The organism is Allobosea sp. P4_H5, assembly GCF_056400825.1.
In genome coordinates this window covers 99515-121403 of record NZ_JBFUKM010000018.1, presented here as the reverse complement: position 1 = coordinate 121403, position 21889 = coordinate 99515, and the positions used below count along the sequence as shown (strand labels likewise).

Annotated in this window: 25 protein-coding genes; 16 read left to right on the top strand and 9 right to left on the bottom strand. The window is 68.6% G+C overall.

Going from position 1 to position 21889, the window contains the following annotated elements:
• From AC1DS0_RS28615 to cobJ, 5 genes are all read left to right on the top strand, one after another.
• Window positions 1–1098 (top strand): cobaltochelatase subunit CobN (locus AC1DS0_RS28615; RefSeq protein WP_476817603.1); only part of this gene is annotated, 1098 nt, incomplete at its 5' end.
• Window positions 1095–2396 (top strand): precorrin-3B synthase, encoded by a 1302-nt coding sequence (gene cobG / locus AC1DS0_RS28610; protein WP_476817602.1) that lies wholly within the window; start codon window positions 1095–1097, stop codon window positions 2394–2396. The genes AC1DS0_RS28615 and cobG, both read left to right, overlap by 4 nt.
• On the top strand, window positions 2393–3025 hold the full coding sequence (locus AC1DS0_RS28605; protein WP_476817601.1) for a precorrin-8X methylmutase: 633 nt from the start codon (window positions 2393–2395) through the stop codon (window positions 3023–3025). The genes cobG and AC1DS0_RS28605 overlap by 4 nt, the downstream gene beginning before the upstream one ends.
• Window positions 3022–3774 carry a precorrin-2 C(20)-methyltransferase gene (locus AC1DS0_RS28600; RefSeq protein ID WP_476817600.1) on the top strand — a complete coding sequence of 251 codons (753 nt, stop codon included), beginning with the start codon at window positions 3022–3024 and terminating at the stop codon, window positions 3772–3774. The genes AC1DS0_RS28605 and AC1DS0_RS28600 overlap by 4 nt, the downstream gene beginning before the upstream one ends.
• Window positions 3771–4562, top strand: coding sequence for a precorrin-3B C(17)-methyltransferase (gene cobJ, locus AC1DS0_RS28595; protein WP_476817599.1), 792 nt, complete (start codon window positions 3771–3773; stop codon window positions 4560–4562). The genes AC1DS0_RS28600 and cobJ overlap by 4 nt, the downstream gene beginning before the upstream one ends.
• On the opposite strand, the gene AC1DS0_RS28590 is transcribed toward cobJ, so the two are convergent.
• Window positions 4505–5266 (bottom strand): cobalt-precorrin-6A reductase, encoded by a 762-nt coding sequence (locus tag AC1DS0_RS28590; RefSeq protein ID WP_476817598.1) that lies wholly within the window; start codon window positions 5264–5266, stop codon window positions 4505–4507. The two genes, cobJ and AC1DS0_RS28590, sit on opposite strands and share 58 nt — an antisense overlap.
• Between AC1DS0_RS28590 and cbiE the strand changes: the two genes are divergently transcribed.
• The 5 genes from cbiE to bluB are packed head-to-tail and all read left to right on the top strand — an operon-like array spanning window position 5265 to window position 9613.
• Window positions 5265–6515: a precorrin-6y C5,15-methyltransferase (decarboxylating) subunit CbiE gene (gene cbiE, locus AC1DS0_RS28585; protein WP_476817597.1), complete on the top strand. Its 1251-nt coding sequence runs from the start codon at window positions 5265–5267 to the stop codon at window positions 6513–6515. The genes AC1DS0_RS28590 and cbiE overlap by 2 nt on opposite strands.
• A complete protein-coding gene (locus AC1DS0_RS28580; protein WP_476817596.1) occupies window positions 6512–6898 on the top strand; it encodes a cobalamin biosynthesis protein in 387 nt (128 codons plus the stop codon). The genes cbiE and AC1DS0_RS28580 overlap by 4 nt, the downstream gene beginning before the upstream one ends.
• Window positions 6895–7662 (top strand): precorrin-4 C(11)-methyltransferase, encoded by a 768-nt coding sequence (cobM, locus tag AC1DS0_RS28575; RefSeq protein ID WP_476817595.1) that lies wholly within the window; start codon window positions 6895–6897, stop codon window positions 7660–7662. Before AC1DS0_RS28580 ends, cobM begins: the two co-directional genes overlap by 4 nt.
• Entirely contained in the window at window positions 7659–8984 is a 1326-nt protein-coding gene (locus tag AC1DS0_RS28570; protein WP_476817594.1) for a cobyrinate a,c-diamide synthase, read from the top strand. Before cobM ends, AC1DS0_RS28570 begins: the two co-directional genes overlap by 4 nt.
• Window positions 8981–9613, top strand: a complete 633-nt coding sequence (gene bluB / locus AC1DS0_RS28565; RefSeq protein ID WP_476817593.1) for a 5,6-dimethylbenzimidazole synthase — start codon at window positions 8981–8983, stop codon at window positions 9611–9613. Before AC1DS0_RS28570 ends, bluB begins: the two co-directional genes overlap by 4 nt.
• Here the strand turns inward: bluB and AC1DS0_RS28560 are convergent.
• On the bottom strand, window positions 9610–10806 hold the full coding sequence (locus tag AC1DS0_RS28560) for an MFS transporter (protein ID WP_476817592.1): 1197 nt from the start codon (window positions 10804–10806) through the stop codon (window positions 9610–9612). The two genes, bluB and AC1DS0_RS28560, sit on opposite strands and share 4 nt — an antisense overlap.
• Before the next feature lie 146 nt (window positions 10807–10952).
• Between AC1DS0_RS28560 and AC1DS0_RS28555 the strand changes: the two genes are divergently transcribed.
• Window positions 10953–11873: a LysR family transcriptional regulator gene (locus AC1DS0_RS28555; protein WP_476817591.1), complete on the top strand. Its 921-nt coding sequence runs from the start codon at window positions 10953–10955 to the stop codon at window positions 11871–11873.
• Here AC1DS0_RS28555 and AC1DS0_RS28550 read toward each other — a convergent pair.
• On the bottom strand, window positions 11857–12510 hold the full coding sequence (locus AC1DS0_RS28550; RefSeq protein ID WP_476817590.1) for a CoA transferase subunit B: 654 nt from the start codon (window positions 12508–12510) through the stop codon (window positions 11857–11859). The two genes, AC1DS0_RS28555 and AC1DS0_RS28550, sit on opposite strands and share 17 nt — an antisense overlap.
• A gap of 15 nt (window positions 12511–12525) precedes the next feature.
• Window positions 12526–13233, bottom strand: coding sequence for a CoA transferase subunit A (locus AC1DS0_RS28545; RefSeq protein WP_476817589.1), 708 nt, complete (start codon window positions 13231–13233; stop codon window positions 12526–12528).
• 195 nt (window positions 13234–13428) lie between these two features.
• Here AC1DS0_RS28545 and AC1DS0_RS28540 point away from each other — a divergent pair, with 195 nt between their 5' ends.
• The 5 genes from AC1DS0_RS28540 to AC1DS0_RS28520 all read left to right on the top strand — a co-directional run bounded on the left by AC1DS0_RS28540 (window position 13429) and on the right by AC1DS0_RS28520 (window position 17166).
• On the top strand, window positions 13429–14697 hold the full coding sequence (locus tag AC1DS0_RS28540) for a phosphopantothenoylcysteine decarboxylase domain-containing protein (protein ID WP_476817588.1): 1269 nt from the start codon (window positions 13429–13431) through the stop codon (window positions 14695–14697).
• Between the two features lie 6 nt (window positions 14698–14703).
• Window positions 14704–15189, top strand: coding sequence for a dUTP diphosphatase (gene dut, locus AC1DS0_RS28535; RefSeq protein WP_476817587.1), 486 nt, complete (start codon window positions 14704–14706; stop codon window positions 15187–15189).
• On the top strand, window positions 15186–15638 hold the full coding sequence (locus AC1DS0_RS28530) for an RrF2 family transcriptional regulator (RefSeq protein ID WP_476817586.1): 453 nt from the start codon (window positions 15186–15188) through the stop codon (window positions 15636–15638). The genes dut and AC1DS0_RS28530 overlap by 4 nt, the downstream gene beginning before the upstream one ends.
• A gap of 104 nt (window positions 15639–15742) precedes the next feature.
• Window positions 15743–16717: a cysteine synthase A gene (gene cysK / locus AC1DS0_RS28525; RefSeq protein WP_476817585.1), complete on the top strand. Its 975-nt coding sequence runs from the start codon at window positions 15743–15745 to the stop codon at window positions 16715–16717.
• The gene (locus AC1DS0_RS28520; RefSeq protein WP_476817584.1) at window positions 16714–17166 is read left to right on the top strand and encodes a GNAT family N-acetyltransferase; all 453 of its coding nucleotides are present in this window, start codon (window positions 16714–16716) and stop codon (window positions 17164–17166) included. Before cysK ends, AC1DS0_RS28520 begins: the two co-directional genes overlap by 4 nt.
• 5 nt (window positions 17167–17171) lie before the next feature.
• Here the strand turns inward: AC1DS0_RS28520 and AC1DS0_RS28515 are convergent, their stop codons facing one another.
• The 5 genes from AC1DS0_RS28515 to rnpA all read right to left on the bottom strand — a co-directional run bounded on the left by AC1DS0_RS28515 (window position 17172) and on the right by rnpA (window position 21888).
• Window positions 17172–18023, bottom strand: a complete 852-nt coding sequence (locus AC1DS0_RS28515; protein WP_476817583.1) for a VOC family protein — start codon at window positions 18021–18023, stop codon at window positions 17172–17174.
• A gap of 121 nt (window positions 18024–18144) precedes the next feature.
• On the bottom strand, window positions 18145–18810 hold the full coding sequence (gene yihA, locus AC1DS0_RS28510) for a ribosome biogenesis GTP-binding protein YihA/YsxC (RefSeq protein WP_476817582.1): 666 nt from the start codon (window positions 18808–18810) through the stop codon (window positions 18145–18147).
• A 9-nt stretch (window positions 18811–18819) separates the two neighbouring features.
• The gene (locus AC1DS0_RS28505; RefSeq protein ID WP_476817581.1) at window positions 18820–19452 is read right to left on the bottom strand and encodes a CatB-related O-acetyltransferase; all 633 of its coding nucleotides are present in this window, start codon (window positions 19450–19452) and stop codon (window positions 18820–18822) included.
• A gap of 129 nt (window positions 19453–19581) precedes the next feature.
• Window positions 19582–21474, bottom strand: coding sequence for a membrane protein insertase YidC (gene yidC, locus AC1DS0_RS28500; protein WP_476817580.1), 1893 nt, complete (start codon window positions 21472–21474; stop codon window positions 19582–19584).
• Window positions 21475–21513: 39 nt separating this feature from the next.
• Window positions 21514–21888, bottom strand: a complete 375-nt coding sequence (gene rnpA, locus AC1DS0_RS28495; protein ID WP_152015948.1) for a ribonuclease P protein component — start codon at window positions 21886–21888, stop codon at window positions 21514–21516.
• Between the last annotated feature and the right edge of the window lies 1 nt (window position 21889).

Below are 21889 nucleotides of genomic sequence, written 5' to 3'. Positions count from 1 at the left end.
TTGCCGACCCGCTCGGCCGCCAGGCTCGGCGCCAGGGCGGCCGAGGCCGTCATCGCCAGGCATCTCCAGGACGAAGGCGACTATCCCCGCCGGATCGTGATGGATCTCTGGGCTTCGCCGACCCTGCGCTCGGGCGGCGAGGACATCGCCCATGCCCTGCACCTGATGGGGGTCGAACCGCTCTGGGACCATGGCTCGACCCGCGTCACCGGCTTCTCGATCATCCCGCAGGCGAAGCTCGCCGCGCCGCGCGCCGATGTCACCATTCGCATCTCCGGCGCCTTCCGCGACACCTTTCCGGCGCAGATCGCCCTGCTCGATGGCGCCGCGCGCGCCGTCGCGGCCCTCGACGAACCGGACGAGTGGAACGAGCCGGCCACCGCCCATCGGCGCGGCGAGGCAGGCGCGCGCATCTTCGGCGCGGCGCCCGGCCGCTATGGTGCCGCCATGGCTGACCGGGCGCTCGACGGCGACTGGCAGGCACGTGCGGAACTTGGCGAGGCCTATCTCGCGGCCACCAGCCACGCCTATGGCGGGCCGGATGGCGCAACCGTGCCCGATGCCGGCTTCGCCAACCGGGTCGCCGAGGCGCAGGCTTTCGTCCATGTCAGCGATACCGCCGGCCGCGACATCCTCGAAGCGACCAGCGCCGCCGATGTGATCGGCGGCTTCGTCGCCGCGATGCAGGCGCAAGGCGGCAACGCTACGCTTTACAGCCTCGACACCTCCGATCCGCAGAAGCCCAAGGCAAGAACGCTGGACGAGGACGTTTCGCGCATCGTCCATGGCCGGCTCTGCCATCCCCGATGGATCACGAGCCATCTCGCCCATGGTTGGCGCGGCGCGGCAGAGCTGGCGGAGACGGTCGATGCGCTCTTCGTCTATGCGGCTGCTACAGATGCCGTCTCGGACGGCCTGTTCGATGCGGTGTTCCAAGCCTATTGCGGCGATCCCACCATCTGGCAGGCGCTGGAACAGGCGAATGCGCCGGCCGCCGCCTCGATCCGCTCCCGCCTCGCCGAGGCGCAGAAGCGCGGGTTCTGGAAGAGCCGATCCAACTCGGCGGCGATGCTCAGAGGCCGGGAGGCCGCGGAGTGAGCGCCCCGGCCCGCGAGACGATGCGACGCGGCTGGTGCCCCGGCACCTTGCGGCCGATGCTGACCGGCGACGGGCTGCTGGTACGCCTGCATCCGCCGCACAATGCTCTGACCCCGGACCAACTCGCTTATGTCGCCGAGCTGGCGAGCCGGCACGGCAACGGCCAGATCGAGATTTCCGGCCGTGGCAACCTGCAACTGCGCGGCATCCGCGAAGACGCGCATCCGGCGCTGGTCGAGGATCTCTTGGCGGCCGGCCTCGTTGACGAAGCCGAGGGCGACGGCCCGCACCGGCTGGCGCTGACCTCGCCGCTCGCCGGCCGGGCGGCTGACGAACTGCTCGACGCGGCCGCACTGGCGGAGGCGGTCGAGCATGCCGGGCGCAGCGTCGTCGGCCTGACGGCGAAGGTCTCGATCGTCGTGGATGGCGGCGGCGCGCTGGCGCTCGATGGTTTTGCCGCGGATCTCAGGCTGCTTGCGATCTCGGGAGACGCGGTCACGCTGGGCCTGCCGGGTGAGCTCTGGTTCGGCCCGGTTGCGCCGCATGAAGTAGCCGCCTGCGCGGCTCACTTGCTCGATAGCTTCGTTTCCGCGAGCAGGGCGAGCTTCGGGAAGGTCCGCCGCATGCGCGATCTTTCGTCTGATGAGCTGACACTACTGGCGACGACATCCGGGCTCGGATCGATGCCGGCCCCGGCCTCCCGACCGAAGCCAGCACGCGCCGGCCTCTTTGCCGAGCGAGACAACAGGGTCGCCGTGCTGGCCGGACTGCCCTTCGGCCGGACGGATACCGCCGGCTTGCGGCGACTGGGCCAAATCGCCCGCAATGCCGGCCTCCGCAAGATCAGGGTATCCCCCTGGCGCGGTCTCGCCTTCTGCGGACTCTCGGCTGACGCCGCGAGCCTTCTGCAGGAGGGCTTGCGCGACGAGGGCCTGATCGTCGAGCCGGACGATCCACGCCTTGCCGTCTCGGCTTGCGCCGGTGCGCCGGCCTGCGCGCGCGGCGAAGCAGCGACGCTGGCCAATGCTGCGGTCCTCGCAGGAGCGATGGCGCCAATGCTGGCCGATGGCCTCAGTCTCCACGTCTCCGGCTGTGCCAAGTCCTGCGCCTATCCCGGCCGCGCCGACCTCACTCTGGTCGGCCGCGACGGGCGCTATGACGTGATCCTCGCTGGCGGTACTGGCGACATCGCCATCGCCCATCTTTCGCTGACGGAACTTGTGCGCCGGCTCGAACCGGGTCAGGACATCCGCGCGCTCCTGGAAGCGGCGCGGCACGAGAAGCAGGTTGGAAGTTGAACACGCGTCACGCCTATATCCGCGACGGAGCGGCGATCTACGAACGCTCCTTCGCCATCATCCGGGCCGAATCCGACCTGTCGCGCTTTTCCGGTACGGCCGAGCGCGTCGTCGTCCGCATGATCCATGCCTGCGGCATGACCGACCTGCCCAAGGATGTGGCGATGTCGCCTGATTTCGCCGAGGCCGCCGCGGCCGCGCTGGCGAAGGGCGCGCCGATCCTCTGCGATGCCCGCATGGTCGCCGACGGCGTCACCCGCGCGCGCCTGCCCGCGAGGAACGAAGTGATCTGCACGCTGCCCGACCCTTCCGTGCCGAAACTCGCCGAGGAGCTGGGCACGACGCGCTCGGCGGCCGCGATGGAGCTGTGGCGCCCGCATCTTGCCGGCTCTGTCGTCGTCATCGGCAATGCGCCGACCTCGCTGTTCCGCCTGCTCGATATGCTCGACGAAGGCGCGCCGAAGCCGGCCGCCGTGATCGGCATCCCCGTCGGTTTCGTCGGCGCAGCGGAATCGAAGGAAGCGCTGGCGCAGGACGGGCGCGTGCCCTTCCTCGTCGTGCACGGGCGGCGCGGCGGCTCGGCCATGGCGGCCGCGGCCGTCAACGCGTTGGCGCAGGTGAAGGAATGAGCGGCGTGAGCAACAAAGCGCCCCGTACCCTGCTCTACGGCGTCGGCCTCGGCCCCGGCGATCCCGACTACATGACCGTGCGCGCCCGCGACATCATCCTGAAGGCCGACCGTCTCGTGCACTTCTGCAAGCGCGGCCGGCGCGGCAATGCCCGGATCACCGCCGACGCCATCATCGCGCCGGATCCGGCCCGCGAGATCGAGCTCGCCTTCCCGGTGACGATCGAGGTGCCGGTCGAGGACGAGGGCTATACCGGCCCGATCGCCGCCTTCTATGACGAGGCGGCCGAGCAGCTTGCCGGCGAGATGGCGGAAGGCCGCAGCATCGCCGTGCTCTGCGACGGCGATCCGTTCTTCTACGGCTCCTTCATGCATTTGTGGCGCCGCCTCGCCCAGCGCTTCCCGACCGAGGTCGTGCCGGGCGTGACCGGCATGGCCGGCGCCTGGGTTCGCGCCGACGCCCCGATCAGCTGGGGCGACGATGTGATGACTGTGGTGCCGGGCACGCTCGCCGAGGGTGAACTGACGCGCCGCCTAGCGGATACCGACGCGGCCGTGATCATGAAGCTCGGCCGCAACCTGCCCAAGGTGCGCCGTGCACTCCAGGCAGCGGGGCTGATCAACCGCGCCATCTATGTCGAGCGCGCCACCATGGCCGGGCAGGTGGTGACGCGGCTCGCCGAGAAGCCCGACGACGAGGCGCCCTATTTCTCGATGATCCTCGTGCCCGGCGAAGGGCGGCGGCTGTGAGCGGCTCGCTCGCCATCATCGGCCTCGGGCCGGGCGAGGCGCGCTATCTCACGCCGTCGGCGCTGGCCGCGCTCGAGGCCGCCAGCGATCTCGTCGGCTACGGTCCCTATCTCGACCGGGTATCGGCGCGTGCGGGCCAGACCAAGCATGCCTCCGACAACCGCGTCGAGGTCGAGCGTGCCCGGCATGCGCTGGCGCTGGCCGCAGAAGGGAAGGCCGTTGCGGTCGTCTCCGGCGGCGATCCCGGCGTGTTCGCCATGGCGGCGGCGGTGTTCGAGGCGCTGGAAGCCGGCGAGCCGTCCTGGCGCAAGCTCCAGATCTCGGTCGAGCCAGGGATCACCGCCATGCTCGCCGCGGCGGCCAGGGCCGGTGCCCCGCTCGGCGGCGATTTCTGCGCAATCTCGCTCTCGGACAATCTGAAACCCTGGGAAGTCGTCACCGCCCGGCTCACCGCGGCGCTGTCCGCCGATTTCGTGATCTGCCTCTACAATCCGATCTCGAAGGCGCGGCCCTGGCAGCTCGGCAAGGCGCTGGAGTTGGCGGCGACGATCCGCGCGTCCGAGACGCCGGTGATTTTTGCCCGCGCCGTCGGGCGCCCCGACGAGAGCTTGCGCATCCTGACGCTGGCGGAGGCGATTGCGGCAGCCGAGAGCGCCGACATGGCGACCCTGGTGATGATCGGCGCCAGCGCGACACGCCTGATCGCCCGCGAGGGCGAGAACCCGATCGTCTATACGCCGCGCTCGGTGACGAAGAGCCCCTGCGTCACCAGCCAGGGCAGGACCTGATCGATATGCTCGACGGTCTCGACATCGGGCTTGGGCGGCCGCTCGACCATCACCACCGGAAGTCCGAGCCGTCGCGCCGCGACAAGCTTGCCGAGGGTCATCGGCCCGCCGGCATTCTTGCTGACGAGGATCTCGATGCCCTCCTCCCGCATCAGCTTCTCCTCGGCCTCCGCCTCGAACGGCCCGCGCTGCTGCAGCACCTTGGCGTGCGGCAACGGCAGGTCGCTGACGGGCTCGATCACCCGGATCAGGTAGTGGTGCTGCGGGGCGGCGAAGACATGCGGCAATTCGAGCCGGCCGATGGTCAGGAAGACCCGGCGCGGCTCGTCACCGAGCGCCTCGACGGCCGCATCGATGTCGGGCACGCATTTCCAGCGATCGCCGTCCTGCGGCTTCCAGGATTCACGCCGGATCGCCAGCAGCGGCACGCCTTCCGCCTTGCAGGCAGCTTGCGCATGATAGGGCATGATCGCGGCGAAGGGGTGGGTCGCGTCGATGACGGCGACGACGCCCTCGTCGAGGAGATATTGCCTGAGGCCGGCAATGCCGCCGAAACCGCCGGTGCGGGTCGGCAAGGACAAGGGGCGCGGGTCGGAGGTATGGCCCGCGAGCGAGATCACGGCGCGAATCTCGGGTGCCTGTTCGGCCAGGAGCTGATCGAGTGCAGCCGCTTCGCTGGTGCCGCCGAGGATGAGGACCGTCATGGAACAGTTTTCGCCTGAAACCGCCACGCTGTCGAGCGCGCCGCCCGGCCCCTGGCTTTCGCTGGTCGGGCTCGGCGAGGATGGCCGTGCCGGCCTCTGCGCCGAGGCGCTGGCGGCGCTGGAGAGCGCCGAGATCGTCTTCGGCGGCGAGCGCCATCTCAAACTGATCGGCGACGTGCCCGGCGAGGCGCGGCCCTGGCCGCAGCCTTTCCGCAATGCGTTGCCGGCGATTCTGGCCGAAAAGGGCCGCAATGTCTGCGTGCTCGCGACCAGCGATCCGTTCCACTACGGCATCGGCGCCGGGCTGACCAAGGCGGTGCCAGCGGCGGAGATGCGCGTCATCCCGCAGCTCTCCTCCTTCTCCATGGCCTGCACGCGCATGCGCTGGCCGCAGGAGGAATGCGGGCTGGTCTCGCTGCATGGCCGTGCCCTTCAGAGGATCATCCCTTTTCTCCAGCCGGGCGCGCGGGTTCTGGCGCTGTCCTGGGACGATTCGACGCCGCTCGCCGTAGCCCAGCTGATGAGCGCCCGCGGCTTCGGCGAAAGCACGATCACCGTGCTGGAAACGATCGGCGGCCCGAACGAGCGTATCCGTGAGACCCGCGCCGACAGCTTCGCACTCGACGGCATCGTGCCGCTCAACCTGCTGGCGATCGAGGTGGTCGCCAGCCGTGACGCCCGCATATTGCCGCTGGCGACCGGCCTCTCGGACGACTGGTTCGAGCATGACGGCCAGCTCACCAAGGCCGATATCCGGGCGATCACGCTGTCGGCGCTGGCACCGCGCGCCGGCGAACTGCTCTGGGATATCGGCGCCGGCTCAGGCTCGATCGGCATCGAATGGAGCCTGCGCCACCGTCACAATCGCGCCATCGCGTTCGAGGAGCGGCCGGAGCGCGCCGCCCGCATCGCCCGCAACCGGCTCGCACTCGGCGCCCCGCCGCTCGAAGTGGTCGAGGGCAAGGCGCCCGAGAGCTTCGCTGGCAAGGCCTCGCCGGACGCGGTCTTCATCGGTGGCGGCTTGACCGATCCCGGCGTCTTCGAAGCCGCTTTCGCGGCGCTGAAGCCGCGCGGGCGACTGGTCGCCAATGCCGTGACGATCGAAGGCGAGGCAAGGCTTGCTGGGCTGTTCTCAGCTCATGGCGGCGATTTGCGCCGCATCGGCGTTTCGCATCTCGATCCGATCGGGACGATGCATGGCTGGCGCGCCGCGATGGCGGTGACGCAATGGCGCGTGGTGAAGCCGTGAGCGGCATCACCGCCGGCATCGGCCTGCGCCCGGGCACGTCGGAAGCCGACATCGAGGCTTGCCTGACGCAGACGCTCGCCGCCGCCAACCTGCCGGCCGATGCGATTGAGCGCCTCGCCACTCTGGCTTCTCGCCTGGACGAGCCAGGGCTGGCTGCCGTGGCGCAAGCGCATGATCTGACGCTCGTCGCCATCCCGGACGAAGCACTCGCCGGCTTCGAGGCCGCCTGCGCGACGCGCTCGACCCGGATTTCCGGGCTCTACGGCGTCGGCTCGGTGGCGGAAGCCGCCGCGCTCGCCGCCGCCGGCCCGGGCGCCATCCTGATCCAGCCGCGCATCGCCACCGCCCGCGTCACTTGTGCTCTGGCTAGGGGCGCCGCGTGACCGTCCATTTCATCGGCGCTGGCCCGGGCGCGGTCGATCTCATCACCTTGCGCGGGCGCGAGCTGATCGGCGCCTGCCCGGTCTGCCTCTATGCGGGCTCGCTGATCCCCAAGGCGATGCTGGGCTGGTGCCCGCCCGGTGCGCGCATCGTCGACACCGCCCCGCTCGATCTCGACGCGATCATCGCCGAGATCGAGGCCGCCCATGCCCAGGGCAAGGACATCGCCCGGCTGCATTCCGGCGACATCTCGATCTGGAGCGCGACGGGCGAGCAGATGCGCCGCCTGGACCAGCTCGGCATCCGCTATGAGATCACGCCGGGCGTGCCGGCCTTCGCCGCCGCGGCAGCGGCGCTCAAGCGCGAATTGACCCTGCCCGGCGTCGCGCAATCGCTGGTGCTGACGCGCACCTCCGGCCGCGCCTCGGCCATGCCGGAGGCCGAAAAACTCGCGACCTTCGCTGCCTCGGGCGCGACGCTCGCCATCCATCTCTCGATCCATGCCATCGAGCAGGTCGTTGCGGAACTCACGCCCTTCTACGGCGCAGACTGCCCGGTCGCGATCGTCTTCCGCGCCTCCTGGCCGGAAGAGCGCATCCTGCGCGGGCGGCTTGCCGACATTGCCGATCAGGTGCGGGCGGCAGAGCTGGAGCGCACCGCGCTGATCCTGATCGGCCCGGCGCTGGCAGCCGAGGATTTTTCCGAAAGCGCGCTGTACTCCACCGGCTATGATCGCCGCTTCCGGCCGCGCGGAGGTCAGGAATGACGGCCAAGGGCCTGCTCATCGCCGCGCCACGTTCCGGCTCCGGCAAGACCACGATCACGCTCGGCCTGCAGCGGGCACTGTCCCAGCGCGGCCTCAAGGTGCGTGGGCTGAAATGCGGGCCGGACTATATCGACCCGGCCTTCCATGCCGCCGCGACAGGTGCGCCCAGCGCCAATCTCGACAGCTATGCGATGTCGGACGTGCTGCTCGGCCAGATCGCCAATGAGGCGGCCGGGGCGGCAGACATCATCGTCGCCGAAGGCTCGATGGGGCTGTTCGACGGCGTGCCCGGCCCCGATGGCCATACCGGCACGGGCGCCGACATCGCAGCGCTGCTCGGCTGGCCGGTGGTGCTGGTCATCGACGTCTCCGGCCAGGCGCAATCGGCCGGCGCGGTCGCGCTCGGCTGCATGCTCTACGACAAGCGCATCCGGGTCGCCGGCGTGATCCTCAACAAGGTCGCCAGCGAGCGCCATCGGCGGCTTGCCGCTGCTGGCATGGAGAAGATCGGTCTGCCGGTGCTCGGCGCGCTGCCGCGCGAGGCGAGCCTGATCCTGCCCGAGCGCCATCTTGGCCTCGTCCAGGCCGGCGAGACCGAGGACCTGCGCCAGCGGCTCGATGCGCTCGCCGAAGCTGTCACGGCGGCTGTCGATCTCGACGCCGTCATCGCTGCTGCCGGCGCGACCGCTTTGCCGGCTTTCACGCGTCATACCGCGCCATTGCCGGCACCGGGCAAGCGCCTCGCCATCGCCCGCGACGCCGCCTTCAGTTTCGTTTACCCGCATGTCGAGGCGGGCTGGCGCGCGCAGGGAACCGAGCTCGTGCCGTTCTCGCCACTCGCCGACGAACCGCCACCGGAGGGCTGCGATACCTGCTGGCTGCCGGGCGGCTATCCCGAACTGCATGCCGGCCGGCTCACCGGCGCCTCGCGCTTTCTCGACGGACTGCGCGACTTCGCCCGAACCCGTCCGGTCCATGGCGAGTGCGGCGGCTACATGGTGCTGGGCAAAAGGCTGATCGACGCCGATGGGGTCAGCCACGCCATGGCCGGGCTGCTCTCGGTCGAGACCAGCTTCGCCAGGCGCAAGATGAATCTCGGCTATCGCAATGCGGTGCTCGCTGTCGACGGGCCGCTCGGCCGCGCCGGCGATCGCCTCAGCGGCCACGAATTCCATTACGCGACCGTGATCTCGCAGGGCGAGGACCCGGCCTTCGCGGAGGTCACCGACCCACATGGCTCGGCCCCCGCGCCCGCCGGCAGCCGTCGCGGCCTCGTCTCGGGTTCGTTCTTCCACGCCATCGCGGTGCGGGAGGGGGCGTGAGTTCGCCTCCGGTCTTCGATGACGGCTTCCGCGACAAGCTCGGCGAGCTCATCGCCTGGCGCCGCGATATCAGGCGCTTCCAGCGCGAGCCGGTGCCAGAAGAACTGCTGGCGAAGCTGCTCGATCTGATGCAACTCGCGCCTTCAGTCGGCCATTCGCAGCCCTGGCGCTGGCTGCGCGTGGACGATCCCGAGCAGCGCGCCGCGGTCCAGGCGAGCTTTTCCCACTGCAATGCCGATGCGCTGGCCGAGTATGAGGGCGAGCGCGCAGCGCTCTATGCCCGCCTCAAGCTCGAAGGCCTGCGCGAGGCGCCGGTGCAGTTCGCGGTGTTCTGCGACCATGGCACGGTGCAGGGCCATGGCCTCGGCCGGCGGACCATGCCGGAGATGCTCGATTACTCGGTCGTGGCGGCGATCACGCAGTTCTGGCTCGCCGCCCGCGCTCATGGGCTCGGCCTCGGCTGGGTCTCGATCCTCGACCCCGCCGAGATCGCCGCCATCACCGGCGCGCCGCCTGACTGGAAGCTGATCGGCTATCTCTGCCTCGGTTACCCCGAGGAGGAGAACGACGTGCCGGAGCTCGTCCGCGCCGGCTGGGAACGCGACCAGCGACTCACGGAACACGATTAGACCTTCCGCCCGGGGGCGCTGCGCAGGCCGAGCGCGGTCAGGATGGCGATCACGGCCACAGCGCCGACCAGCCCGGCCGCCGAAGGCCACCCGAACGCTTCGATGACACTGCCGATGGCGACAGGCCCGACAACCTGGCCAAGATTGCTCCCCTGCATCAGCAGGCCGATGACGACAGGCGTCAACCCGGCCGCCGGCGCCAGCACCGGCGCAGACGACAGCAGGGTCGCAGGAATGATCCCGCCGACCATCGAAAACAGGACGCAAAGCAGGAAGGTCGCGGAATCAGGCAAGAGGCCGAGGAAGATGCCGATGGCCGACAGCCCCATGACGAGGCTCGCGGCCACGATCAGGCTTACGCGCGAGGCGCCGCGCGCGAGCAACAGGCCGGCGGCGAGGTTGCCGATGATGTTGACGGCGCTGGCGAGGGCGCCGAGCAGACCGGCCGTCGCAAGCGAGACCTGCATGCGCTGCATCAGCAGCACCGGCAGGAAATTGAACAGGGCGAAGAACATCAGCGCGTAGAGCGCGAAGGTAAAGCCCAGCAGCATCGGCCCGCGCGCGCTCAGCACCGCGCCGGCATCGCCGGCAAGAGCCGCCCAGGATGGCCGCGTACCGCCGCTGGTGTTCGGCACCGTCAGCACGGTCAGGACGATCGCGATGACCGCGAGCGCACCGGTGACCTGCCAGATCATGCGCCAGTCGGTGAGCCAGAGGCCCGCGAGCATGGCGAGCGCGATGCCGGTCGGCATGAAGCAGCTCCACAGCGCCATGACGATGTCGCGCCGGGCGGAGCTGGCGACCCGCTGGAGGATTGCCGGGGCGGCAATGGTGATCAGCAGGAAGCCGAGCCCCTCGACGACGCGCGAGGCGAGCAGCATCGGGAAGTGCGGCGCCGCCGCGCCCAGAAGCGCGCCGGCAGCCACCGCGAGCAGGCCGAGCAGCAGAACGCGCCGCGCGCCCAGGGCGATGGCGAGCGTACCGACGGGGATGCCGCCGACCATGCCAAGCACTGCGAAGATCGAGGCGAGCCAGCCGAGCGTGCCGAGGTCCAACCTGAACTCCGCCTGCACCAGCGGCATCGCGATCGCCGCCTTGCCGACCTGCAGCGCCGCGACGATACCGCTGGCGACCACGACCGTGACAGCGAGCCAGTCGGTCCTGGCCGCGGGCGTTGCGACGGCGGCTGTCATGAGCGCGATCTCGCGACGATGATCTCAGCGGGAAGATCGGCCATGCTCTGTTCCTTGGCTGGCGCTGCGGGTCGCCCGGAGATGCGGTTTCCCGTCGATCTCGAAAAGTGAGATAATTGGCATCGAGTCGATCAAGGAAATCGATCATGCTCGATGCGCTCACCCTCGACCAGATGCGGACCTTCGTCACCGTCGCCGAAGCCGGCAGCTTCCGCTCGGCGGCGACGCGGCTGTCGCGGGCCCAGTCCGCCATCAGCCATGCCATCGCCAATCTGGAGGGGCAGCTCGGCCTCCAGCTGTTCGACCGCTCCGGCCATCGCCCGGCGCTGACGGCGGAAGGCAAGGCCCTGCTCGCCGACATCAAAGAGGTGTTACTGCGGGTCGGCGCCTTGAAGGCCCGCGCCCATGGCCTGAGCCGGGGTGTCGAGATCGAATTGTCGCTGACGATCGACGTACTGTTTCCCTCCCCGCTGATCGGCGCGACGCTCGCCGACCTGCGCGAGCGCTACCCGTCTGTCTCGATCCGGCTCGCCATCGAGCCGCTGGGCGGACCGATCGCGGCGCTATTGGAGCGGCGCAGTGCCCTCGCTATCACGGTCGGCGAGAATTTCCGTGATCCACGCATCGCGATCGAGGCCCTGACGAGCATCGAGGCGATTGCGGTCGTCGCGGCGACACATCCGCTCGCCCGGGCAGGTGACGGGCGCGTCCTGTCGCGTTCCGAACTCGCCGGACATCTCCAGATCGTGCAGATCGACCCGACGCCGATCTCGGGCGCGCAGGATTTCGGCGTGCTCTCGCCGCAGACCTGCCGCGTCACCGGGCAGGACACCAAGCATGCGATGATCCTGGCCGGGCTCGGCTGGGGCCGGCTGCCGCATTGGCTGATCGAGCGCGACCTTGCCGAGGGCAGGCTGGTCAGGGTCGCGACGAGGGCGCTCGGCCGGAACGCGCAGCTCCCGGCCGAAGCCTATCTCGCCCACCGCCTCGACGAGGCGATGGGCCCGGCCGCCCGCGCCTTCGCCGAGGCGCTGGCGCGGTTCTGCGAGGTCAGAGCGCGACCTTGAAGGGCGCCTCGGTCTTGGCCTTGATCTCGTCGAGGGACACGCCCTCGGCGAGCTCGAGCAGGGTCATGCCGCCGCCATTCTCGTCGATCGCGAAGACGCCGAGGTCGGTGATCACCATGTCGACGACGCCGGCGCCGGTTAGCGGCAGATCGCACGCCTTGAGCAGTTTCGGCGATTCCGAGCCGTCCTTGTTCTTGGCGACGTGCTCCATCACCACGACGACCTTCTTGACGCCGGCGACGAGGTCCATGGCGCCGCCCATGCCCTTCACCATCTTGCCGGGGATCATCCAGTTGGCGAGGTCACCATTCTCGGCCACCTGCATGGCGCCGAGAATGGAGAGATCGATATGGCCGCCGCGAATCATGCCGAAGGAATCCGAGGACGAGAAATAGCTCGTCGTCGGCAATTCGGTGATGGTCTGCTTGCCGGCATTGATCAGGTCGGGATCCTCCTCGCCCTCATAGGGGAAGGGGCCCATGCCGAGCATGCCGTTCTCCGACTGGAGCTGTACGCTCATGCCGTCGGGGATGTAGTTGGAGACGAGCGTCGGGATGCCGATGCCGAGATTGACGTAGAAGCCGTCCTTCAGCTCCTTGGCGGCGCGAGCGGCGATCTGTTCACGGGTCCAGGCCATGTGCGTGATCTCCTCTCAGACCGTTTCGCGCTTGCGCACGGTGCGCTGCTCGATGCGCTTCACCGGATTGGCGACGTGCACGATGCGCTTCACGAAGATGCCGGGGGTATGCATGTGATCGGGGTCGATCTCGCCGGCCGGGACGAGATGCTCGACCTGGGCGATCGTCATGCGCGAGGCCGAGGCCATCATCGGATTGAAGTTGCGCGCCGTCTTCCGGTAGACGAGGTTGCCCTCGGTATCGCCCTTCCAAGCGTGGACGATCGAGATGTCGGCGAAGAGGCCGCGCTCCATGATGTAGCGCTCGCCGTCGAACTCGCGCTCTTCCTTGCCCTCGGCGATCAGCGTGCCGACGCCGGTCTTGGTGAAGAAGGCCGGGATGCCGGCGCCGCCGGCGCGGATGCGCTCGGCCAGCGTGCCCTGCGGGTTGAATTCGAGCTCGAGCTGGCCGGAGAGATACTGCTCGGCGAAGAGCTTGTTCTCGCCGACGTAAGAGCTGATCATCTTCCTGATCTGCTTGGTCTCGAGCAGGATGCCGAGGCCGGCGCCGTCGACGCCGGCATTGTTCGAGATGAAGGTCAGGTTCTTGGCGCCGGAGTCGCGGATCGCCTCGATCAGCGTATCGGGAATGCCGCAGAGGCCGAAACCGCCGGCCATGATGGTCATGCCATCCTTGACGACGCCGGCGAGCGCCGCCTTGGCGTCAGGAAAAACCTTCTTCATCGGAATGCCTTCGTCGCTGGATGATCGTAAGACGCCCGAAAACAACTAGCCGAGCGCATGGTGCGGTTGCAACATCAGTCGCCGACGCGCCCGTCGTGTGACGATGCGCAGCCACGGGCCTCGAATGGCGAGACATGACAGGCCGGCCCGGCCGGTGCTACCAAACGGCGCGCCCTGCCTTCCGGAGCCACGCCCTTGCCCGCTTCCCGCTCCATTCTGCTGATCATCGGCGGTGGCATCGCCGCCTATAAGTGCCTGGAGCTGATCCGGCGCCTGAAGGATCACGGCATCGCCTGCCGCTGCATCCTGACCGGGGCCGGCGAGCAGTTCGTCACGCCGCTCGCGGTCTCCTCGCTAGCGGGCGAAAAGTGTTTCACCGACCTGTTCTCGCTGACGGACGAGGCCGATATCGGCCATATCGCCCTGTCGCGCTCGACCGACCTCCTGGTCGTCGCGCCCGCTACCGCCGACCTGATCGCCAAGATGGCGAACGGCCATGCCGACGATCTGGCGTCGACAGCGCTCCTGGCGACGGACAAGCGCATCCTGATCGCACCGGCGATGAACCCACGGATGTGGGAGCATCCAGCGACACAGCGCAACATGGCGACCTTGCAGAAGGACGGCGTCCTCGTCGTCGGCCCCAATTCCGGCGCCATGGCCGAGCGCGGCGAGAGCGGCCCCGGCCGCATGGCCGAGCCGCATGAGCTTCTGGCGGCGATCGAACTGGCGCTCGCGGGCGATAACAGGCAGGCGCCGTCGATCGGCTTTCTCGGCCGCCTGCCCGGCGGTGCGCCTTCGGGGCCGAAGCCGCTCGCGGGGAAACGTGTGCTCGTCACCTCCGGTCCGACGCATGAGCCGATCGACCCTGTCCGCTACATCGCCAACCGCTCTTCCGGCAAGCAAGGCCATGCCATCGCGGCAGCCGCGGCAGCCGCGGGCGCGCAGGTGACGTTAATCTCGGGTCCGGTGACCATCGCCGACCCCGCCGGCGTCAATACCGTCCATGTCGAAAGCGCCCGCGACATGCTGATGGCGACGGAGGCGGCGCTGCCGGCCGATATCGCGATCTTCGCCGCTGCCGTCGCCGACTGGCGCACCGCCGATGCCGCCGGCCAGAAGATGAAGAAGGACGGCAGCAAGCCGCCCAGCCTCGCTCTGGTCGAGAACCCCGATATCCTCGCCACCATCGCGGCGCGCGAGATCGACCGGCCCGCCCTCGTCGTCGGCTTCGCGGCTGAGACGCAGAACGTCGTCGACTATGCCCGCGCCAAACTGGCGAAGAAGGGCTGCGATCTGATCGTCGCCAATGATGTCGGCGGCACCGGCGTGATGGGCGGCGACGCCAATACCGTGCACGTCGTCACAACCGACAGCGTCGAGACTTGGCCGACCCTGCCCAAGTCGGAAGTCGCGACGCGCCTCGTCGCGCATTTCGCCGATCTGCTGGCGCATAAGGGCTGACGACTGATGGCGACGCTCCGCATCCGGCGCCTGCCGCAAGCTCATGACCTGCCGCTCCCGGCCTATGAGACCGCGGGTGCCGCCGGGCTCGACCTGCGAGCCGCCTTGCCTGGGGGGCCGCTGCGGCTGGAGCCGGGCGAGCGCCTGCTGGTGCCGACAGGCCTCGTGCTCGAACTGCCGGTGGGAACGGAGGGACAGGTCAGGCCACGCTCGGGCCTGGCGCTGCGCCACGGCGTCACCCTGCTCAACACGCCCGGCACGATCGACGCGGACTATCGCGGCGAGGTCGGAGTCATCCTGATCAATCACGGCGGGGAGGCCTTCACCATCAGGCATGGCGACCGCATCGCCCAGCTTGTCGTCGCGGCTGTGCTGCAAGCGGGAATCGTCGAGGCCACGGAGCTCTCTGAGACCACGCGCGGTGCAGGCGGCTTCGGCTCGACCGGCGTGAGCGATGCCGCCTTGCGGCGGGCGGGCGGAGACAAGGCATGATCCAGCTCTCGCGCCGTAGCCTGCTCGCCGTCACCGCAGTGGTCGACATCGCCCTGCACGCCCGCCCAACCCCGGTCGCGGCCAAGGCGCTGGCGGCCCGGCACGAGCTGCCGCCGCGCCATCTCGAGACCGTGCTGCAGGCGCTGGTCAGGGTCGGCATCCTCAAGGGCGTGCGCGGCCCGCGCGGCGGCTATGAGCTCGCCAAGGAGCGCCGCCGCATCACCGCCGGCGAAATCGTGCGCGCCGCCATGCAGGCCAATGCCGACGAAACCCTGCCGCCGCTGCCACAATCCGCGCTGGTGGATGTGGTAATCGACCCGATGATGCAGCAGGCCATGGAGGCTTGGCTTGCCAGGCTCGACGCCGTCTCCGTCGCCGATCTCTGCCGCGAGGCGGAAGAGCGCGCAGCGACGGGTAAATCGGCGATCGACACAGATTTCACGATATAATTTGTTTAAATTCTCATTCCTCGACAGATTCTGTGATTTGATGCTAGCGTGAGACCCGGTTCATAAGCTCAAACAGCCAAGTCCAGACCAGCAAGGAGGCCGCCATGGCCGATGCAGCGCAGAAGCCCGCCCACGTCCCCGGCCGCGGCCGCGTCTACGAGTCGATCACCGACACGATCGGCGATACCCCGCTGGTGCGCCTGAACCGCCTGCCGGCCGAGCGCGGCGTCAAGGCGACGATCCTGGCCAAGCTCGAATTCTTCAACCCGATCTCCAGCGTGAAGGACCGCATCGGCGTCGCCATGATCGACGCGCTGGAGGCCTCGGGCGCGCTCAAGCCCGGCGGCACGCTGATCGAGCCGACCTCCGGCAATACCGGCATCGCGCTCGCCTTCGCCGCCGCCGCGCGCGGCTATCGCCTGATCCTGGTGATGCCCGAGACGATGTCGCTGGAACGCCGCAAGATGCTGGCTTTCCTCGGCGCCGAGCTGGTGCTGACCCCCGGCCCCGGCGGCATGCGCGGCGCCATCGCCAAGGCCGAGGAGCTCAAGAACGAGATTCCCGGCGCGATCATCCCGCAGCAGTTCGAGAACCCGGCCAATCCGGCGATCCACCGCAAGACCACGGCCGAGGAGATCTGGAACGACACCAATGGCGCGGTCGACATCGTCATCTCCGGCGTCGGCACCGGCGGCACCATCACCGGCGTCGGCCAGGTGCTGAAGGCCAAGAAGCCTTCGGTGAAGATGGTCGCAGTCGAGCCGGAGGATTCACCGGTCCTGTCGGGTGGCCAGGCCGGCCCGCACAAGATCCAGGGCATCGGCGCCGGCTTCGTGCCGGGCATCCTCGATCGCAGCGTCATCGACGAGGTCGTCACCGTCGGCAACCAGACGTCGTTCGAGACCTCGCGGGCGCTCGCCAAGGCCGAGGGCATCCCGGCCGGCATCTCCTCGGGCGCGGCCGTCGCGGCGGCGCTGGAGGTCGGCGCCCGGCCGGAGAACGCCGGCAAGACGATCGTGGTGATCATCCCGTCCTTCGCCGAGCGCTACATCTCCAGCGCGCTGTTCGAGGGCCTGTGATCCCAGCGGGCCTGCAGATCGTCCGGGTCGGCGACGCGCTGCCGGACGACCTGCCTGCCTTGCAGGACGAGGCGGCAGCCGAAGGCTACCGCTTCGTCGAGGGCATCCTGGAGGAATGGGATGCCGGCCGCTACGCAGGCGAAGACGAGCGCAACTCGCTGCTCGCGGTCTATCGCGAGGGCGTGCTGGCGGCGATCGGTGCAGTGACGCCAGATCCCTATGACCACGCGCCCGACCTGCTGCGCCTCCGCCATGTCTATGTCCGACCGGGCAACCGGCGCGAGGGCGTCGGCCGCGTCCTCGCGAGCGCCTTGATCCAGCAAGGGCTCGCGCTGGCGCCGCGGCTTTCGCTCAACGCCGCCGATGCCGGCGCTTCCGCCTTCTGGGAGGCGATGGGTTTTCGCCCGGATGCCGGCGGGACGCGCCGGACCCATCTACTGATGCGCTGAGCCTCTCAGGGCCGGAGCGTGATCCGGTTACCCCAGGGATCGACGACGGACCCATCATCGCCACCAGCGGCCGCCATGCGCCGGCTCAGCGCAGCACGAGCTTCCGCATCGCGCGCGACCAGCTCGAAGCTCGACAAGCCCGCCTCATTGTCCCGGCGAGGGCCGGCGCCGCGGCTGTGCCAGGTATTGGCGGCGATGTGGTGGTGATAGCCGCCGGTCGCCATGAAGCTCGCACCGGGATAGTGCACCATCACCTCGAAGCCGAGCGCGTCGCGATAGAAGCCTTCCGCCTGCTGGACGTCGCCGACGCGCAGATGGACATGGCCCATCACCGTGCCTTCCGGCATGCCGGCATAGGCCTGTGGCTCGGCGTCACGCAGGAGCGCGTCGAGATCGAGCCGCTCGGTCGCCATCTGCAAGCGGCCGCCATCGAGACGCGGCCATTCCGGACGGCTGCGGTCGCGATAGATCTCGATGCCATTGCCCTCGGGATCGGACAGATAGAGCGCCTCGCTGACGAGATGGTTCGAGGCGCCTTCCAGCCCGATGCGCGTCTCGGCGGCATGCCGCAGCCAGTTGCCGAGATCGCGGCGCGACGGCAGCAGGATCGCCATATGGAACAGGCCGGCAGCCGAGGAGGGATGCTGCGCACCGGCTTCCAGCTTCACCAGCGGCTCGCCGCCGGCACCGAGCACGGCGTGGTCCGCATCCCGCTCGAGGACCGAAAGCCCGATCGCATCGCGATAGAACGCCGTCAGCCCGGCGAGATCGCGCACGCGCAAGCTCACCGCGCCGATATGGACGGGCGCGTCGAGCGCTTCGTTACGATGGGCCAGGGTCTCTGCGGCTGCGGACATGGGACTGCTCCAAACTTGCGGGCGGCAACGCCGCCTGAGAGCAAGATGGGGCTTTCAGCCGCGCTTGTCGTCCCCGTAGGAGGCAAGTTCGAGATTGCATCATCGCAATCTCGTTTGGCGATCAGGCCCGCTCCGCCAGCGCTCGTGCGATCGCGGCGCGGAATTCGGGAATGCCGAGCCCCTTCTCGCTGGAGGTCAGCAGCACCTCGGGAAAGGCGGCCGGACGGCGCTTGATCTCGTCATAGGTCGCCTCGGCCATGAAGGTCTGGTCGGCCTGCTTCAACGCATCGCCCTTGGTCAGCACGACCTGATAGCTGACGGCGGCCTTGTCGAGCGTCTCCAGCACAGCGCCGTCGACATCCTTCAGGCCATGACGGGCATCGATCAGCACATAGACCCGCATCAGGTTGGCGCGGCCACGCAGATAGTCGTGAATCAGCCGCGTCCAGGCCGCGACCTTCTCCTTGCCGACCGCGGCGTAGCCATAGCCCGGCATGTCGACGATGGTCAGGCGCTCGTCATGGTCGACCTGCCGGAAGAAATTGAGCTGCTGGGTGCGGCCCGGCGTATGCGACGTGCGCGCCAGGGCGTTGCGGCGGGTCAGCGCGTTGATCAGGCTCGACTTGCCGACATTGGAGCGGCCGGCGAAGGCGATCTCCTGCCCGACCATGGGCGGCAGGTCGTCGATCTTGGTCGAGGCCCAGACGAAATCCCACGGCCCCTCGAACAGTTTTCGGGCGGATTCGAGCTCGTCGGCGGTGAAGGGCGTGGTCTGATCTGAGGTCATAGCCCCTGCCTACACGGCAGAGCGCAGCGCGTCGATGTCCGCGCCGGCGATCAATGGCAGGTTGCGCGCGATCTTTTCCGGCTCCCAATCCCACCAGCGGATCTCGAGCAGCGCCGCGACCACCTCCGGCGAAAAGCGATGCTTCACGATCCGGCCGGGATTGCCGACCACGACGGCGTAGGGTGGTACGTCGCGGGAGACTTGGGCACGGGTGCCGATGATCGCGCCGTCGCCGATGGTGACGCCTGGCATGACCACCGCCTCACGGCCGATCCAGACATCGTTGCCGATCACGGTGTCGCCCCGCAGGGCCAGCCCGTCGCGGGTGAAGTCGGGCACGTTCTCGAAGCCGAACATGCCGAACGGATAGGTCGAGAAGCCGCCCATCGGATGGTTGGCGCCGTTCATGATGAACTGCGCTGCCTGGGCGATCGCGACGAACTTGCCGATGATCAGCCGGTCGCCGATGAAGTCGAAATGATAGCGCACGCAGCGGGCGAGGAAATGCTCGGGCCCGCGCGAGTCGTCGTAATAGGAGTAATCACCGACCTCGACGAGCGGGTGGTCGACGACGGCCTTGAGGAAGGCGGTGCCCTTCCAGCCGGCGATCGGGTGGCGGGTTTTCGGATCGGGCAGAGGCATGGCGCGGCACTAAGCACATCGCCATCATCGGGGACAAGCCGCGAAGCGGCGCAAAAAGCAAAACGCCGGAGCCCCAAGAGGCGTCCGGCGTTCGATTTCTCTCACGAGCGAGGCTCTCGCCCCGCTACTTCACTTCTTGTTGCTGTTTGCCGGCTTGCCGGGAGCGGGCACGGCCGGGGTCGCAGTCGCGGCAGCCGGCTTCTTGCCGAACATGCCCTTGATGTTGTCCCAGAGCTCGATCTTCACGCCGTGCTTCCTCATGATGAAGCCTTGCTGCGTCACCGAGAGCAGGTTGTTCCAGGTCCAGTAGATCACCAGGCCGGCCGGGAACGAGCCGAGCAGGAAGGTGAAGAACACCGGCATCCAGGTGAACATCATCTTCTGGACCGGATCCGGCGGCTCCGGATTCATCTTCATCTGCACGAACATCGTCACGCCCATCAGGATCGGCCAGATGCCGAGATGCAGCATGGCCGGCGGCGTGAACGGCAGGGCGCCGAACAGGTTGAAGAGATTGGTCGGATCGGGCGCGGCGAGGTCGCGGATCCAGCCATAGAACGGCGCGTGCCGCATCTCGATGGTGATGAACAGGATCTTGTAGAGCGCGAAGAAGACCGGGATCTGCACCAGCACCGGCCAGCAGCCGGCGAGCGGATTGATCTTCTGCGTCTTGTACAGCTCCATCAGCGCCTGCTGCTGCTTCATCTTGTCGTCAGCATAGCGCTCGCGGATCGCCACCATCTCGGGCTGAACCGCCTTCATCTTCGCCATCGAGGCGTAGGACTTGCTGGCGAGCGGGAAGAACAGCCCCTTCAGCAGGACGGTCACGACCAGGATGGCGATGCCGAAATTGCCGACATGCTTGTAGACCCAGTCCATCACGTAGAACATCGGCTTCGTGATGAAATAGAACCAGCCCCAGTCGATCATCAGCTCGAAGCGCTTGATGCCGAGGTTCTTCTCGTAGCCGTCGACCGCGGCGACTTCCTTGGCGCCGGCGAACAGGCGCGAGGAGGCGCTGGCCGAGGCACCGGGCGCGACATTGACGACCTCGCCGAGGAAGTCGGCCTGGTAGGTGCGCACCGAACCGGTCTGCACCGAGGAATAGCGGCCCTCGTATTTCTTGCCCTGGTCCGGGATCGCGGCCGCAGCCCAGTACTTGTCGGTGATGCCGACGAAGCCGCCGAGCACGTCCTTCCAGGCCTTGCCATGCGTCGCCGAGCCGAGCGCCGGCTCCTTGTCGATCGCGTCGTAGGTGAACTCCTGCAACCCCTGCTCGCCGAGCGAGCCGATCATACCCTCGTGCAGCACGTAGTAGCCGAGCGTATGCGGCTTGCCGACGCGCACGACCTGGCCATAGGGGTAGAGCGAGACCGGGTTCGTACCCTTGTTCTCGACCTCGTCGCGGATCGAGAACATCGCGTTGTCGTCGACCGAGACGGTGCGCTTGAACAGCAGGCCCTGGCCGTTGTCCCAGGTCAGCGTCACCGGCTTGGCCGAGGTCAGGACCTGGCTGTCGGCGCTCCAGACCGTATTTGCGCTCGGCAGCGGGACATTGGCGCCGGGCCCGGCCACCCAGCCGAAATCGGAATAATAGGCGTCCGGCCCACCGGCCGGCGAGAGCAGCACGATGATCGGGCTCTTCGGGTCGACCGTCTCGCGATAGGCCTTGAGCGAGACGTCGTCGATGCGCGCGCCGGTCAGCGAGAGCGAACCGGCGATCTTCCCGGTGTCGATCCTGAGGCGCGGGCCGGCGGCGAGCGCCGCCTCGCGGGTCGCGGCAGGAGCGGCCGTGACCGGAGCCTGACCGGGCTGCGCCGGGGCGCTACCCTGGGCCGGAGCCGGAGCGGTGCCGGAGGCGGTCGGCGCGCCGGAAGGCTGCGTCGCCTGCTGGCTCTGCGTCTGCTGGGCGATCTGCTTCTGCTTCTCTGCCTGCGGCAGGCCGTAGAAATATTGCCAGCCGAGCAGCACGACGACCGAGAGCGTGATCGCCAGCAACAGATTGCGGTTGTCTTCTTTCATCATCCGTCTCGGAGGCAGTCTCGTGGGCCGTGAGGGGCCCTAAGAGGCTTTGCGGGGGGCGGAGCGGCGCTTGCCGCCACTGGCTGGGCGGGCGCGGTCGAACGCGACCGAAAGGTCGGCGATCATCGCGGTAAAATCGGCCTGGACGGTCTCGGGCCGGGCGACGATCACGAGATCGCAGGGCTTGCCGGCCTGCTCGGCCAGAGCGAGCGCTGCAGCAGCGCGCAGGCGGCGGCGGATGCGGTTACGCACGACGGCGTTGCCGGTCTTGCGTGAAGCGGTCAACCCGAGACGCAGATCGTCCTGGCCCGGCTTGTCGAGCACCTGCACGGTGAAGGCGGACGAACGAAAACGGCGGCCGTGCTCGGCCGCCGCGAGAAAGTCCTTGCGTTGCGTCAGACGGGCGAGGCGCATG

What these genes read in the sequence shown, in the direction of transcription:
- AC1DS0_RS28600 (WP_476817600.1), top strand. Translation starts at nt 3,022, where the DNA reads ATGAGCGGCGTGAGCAACAAAGCGCCCCGTACCCTGCTCTACGGCGTC.
- cbiE (WP_476817597.1), top strand. Translation starts at nt 5,265, where the DNA reads ATGGAACAGTTTTCGCCTGAAACCGCCACGCTGTCGAGCGCGCCGCCC.
- AC1DS0_RS28590 (WP_476817598.1), bottom strand. Translation starts at nt 5,266, where the DNA reads ATGACGGTCCTCATCCTCGGCGGCACCAGCGAAGCGGCTGCACTCGAT.
- AC1DS0_RS28570 (WP_476817594.1), top strand. Translation starts at nt 7,659, where the DNA reads ATGACGGCCAAGGGCCTGCTCATCGCCGCGCCACGTTCCGGCTCCGGC.
- AC1DS0_RS28560 (WP_476817592.1), bottom strand. Translation starts at nt 10,806, where the DNA reads ATGACAGCCGCCGTCGCAACGCCCGCGGCCAGGACCGACTGGCTCGCT.
- AC1DS0_RS28555 (WP_476817591.1), top strand. Translation starts at nt 10,953, where the DNA reads ATGCTCGATGCGCTCACCCTCGACCAGATGCGGACCTTCGTCACCGTC.
- AC1DS0_RS28550 (WP_476817590.1), bottom strand. Translation starts at nt 12,510, where the DNA reads ATGGCCTGGACCCGTGAACAGATCGCCGCTCGCGCCGCCAAGGAGCTG.
- AC1DS0_RS28545 (WP_476817589.1), bottom strand. Translation starts at nt 13,233, where the DNA reads ATGAAGAAGGTTTTTCCTGACGCCAAGGCGGCGCTCGCCGGCGTCGTC.
- dut (WP_476817587.1), top strand. Translation starts at nt 14,704, where the DNA reads ATGGCGACGCTCCGCATCCGGCGCCTGCCGCAAGCTCATGACCTGCCG.
- AC1DS0_RS28530 (WP_476817586.1), top strand. Translation starts at nt 15,186, where the DNA reads ATGATCCAGCTCTCGCGCCGTAGCCTGCTCGCCGTCACCGCAGTGGTC.
- cysK (WP_476817585.1), top strand. Translation starts at nt 15,743, where the DNA reads ATGGCCGATGCAGCGCAGAAGCCCGCCCACGTCCCCGGCCGCGGCCGC.
- AC1DS0_RS28515 (WP_476817583.1), bottom strand. Translation starts at nt 18,023, where the DNA reads ATGTCCGCAGCCGCAGAGACCCTGGCCCATCGTAACGAAGCGCTCGAC.
- yihA (WP_476817582.1), bottom strand. Translation starts at nt 18,810, where the DNA reads ATGACCTCAGATCAGACCACGCCCTTCACCGCCGACGAGCTCGAATCC.
- AC1DS0_RS28505 (WP_476817581.1), bottom strand. Translation starts at nt 19,452, where the DNA reads ATGCCTCTGCCCGATCCGAAAACCCGCCACCCGATCGCCGGCTGGAAG.
- yidC (WP_476817580.1), bottom strand. Translation starts at nt 21,474, where the DNA reads ATGAAAGAAGACAACCGCAATCTGTTGCTGGCGATCACGCTCTCGGTC.
- rnpA (WP_152015948.1), bottom strand. Translation starts at nt 21,888, where the DNA reads ATGCGCCTCGCCCGTCTGACGCAACGCAAGGACTTTCTCGCGGCGGCC.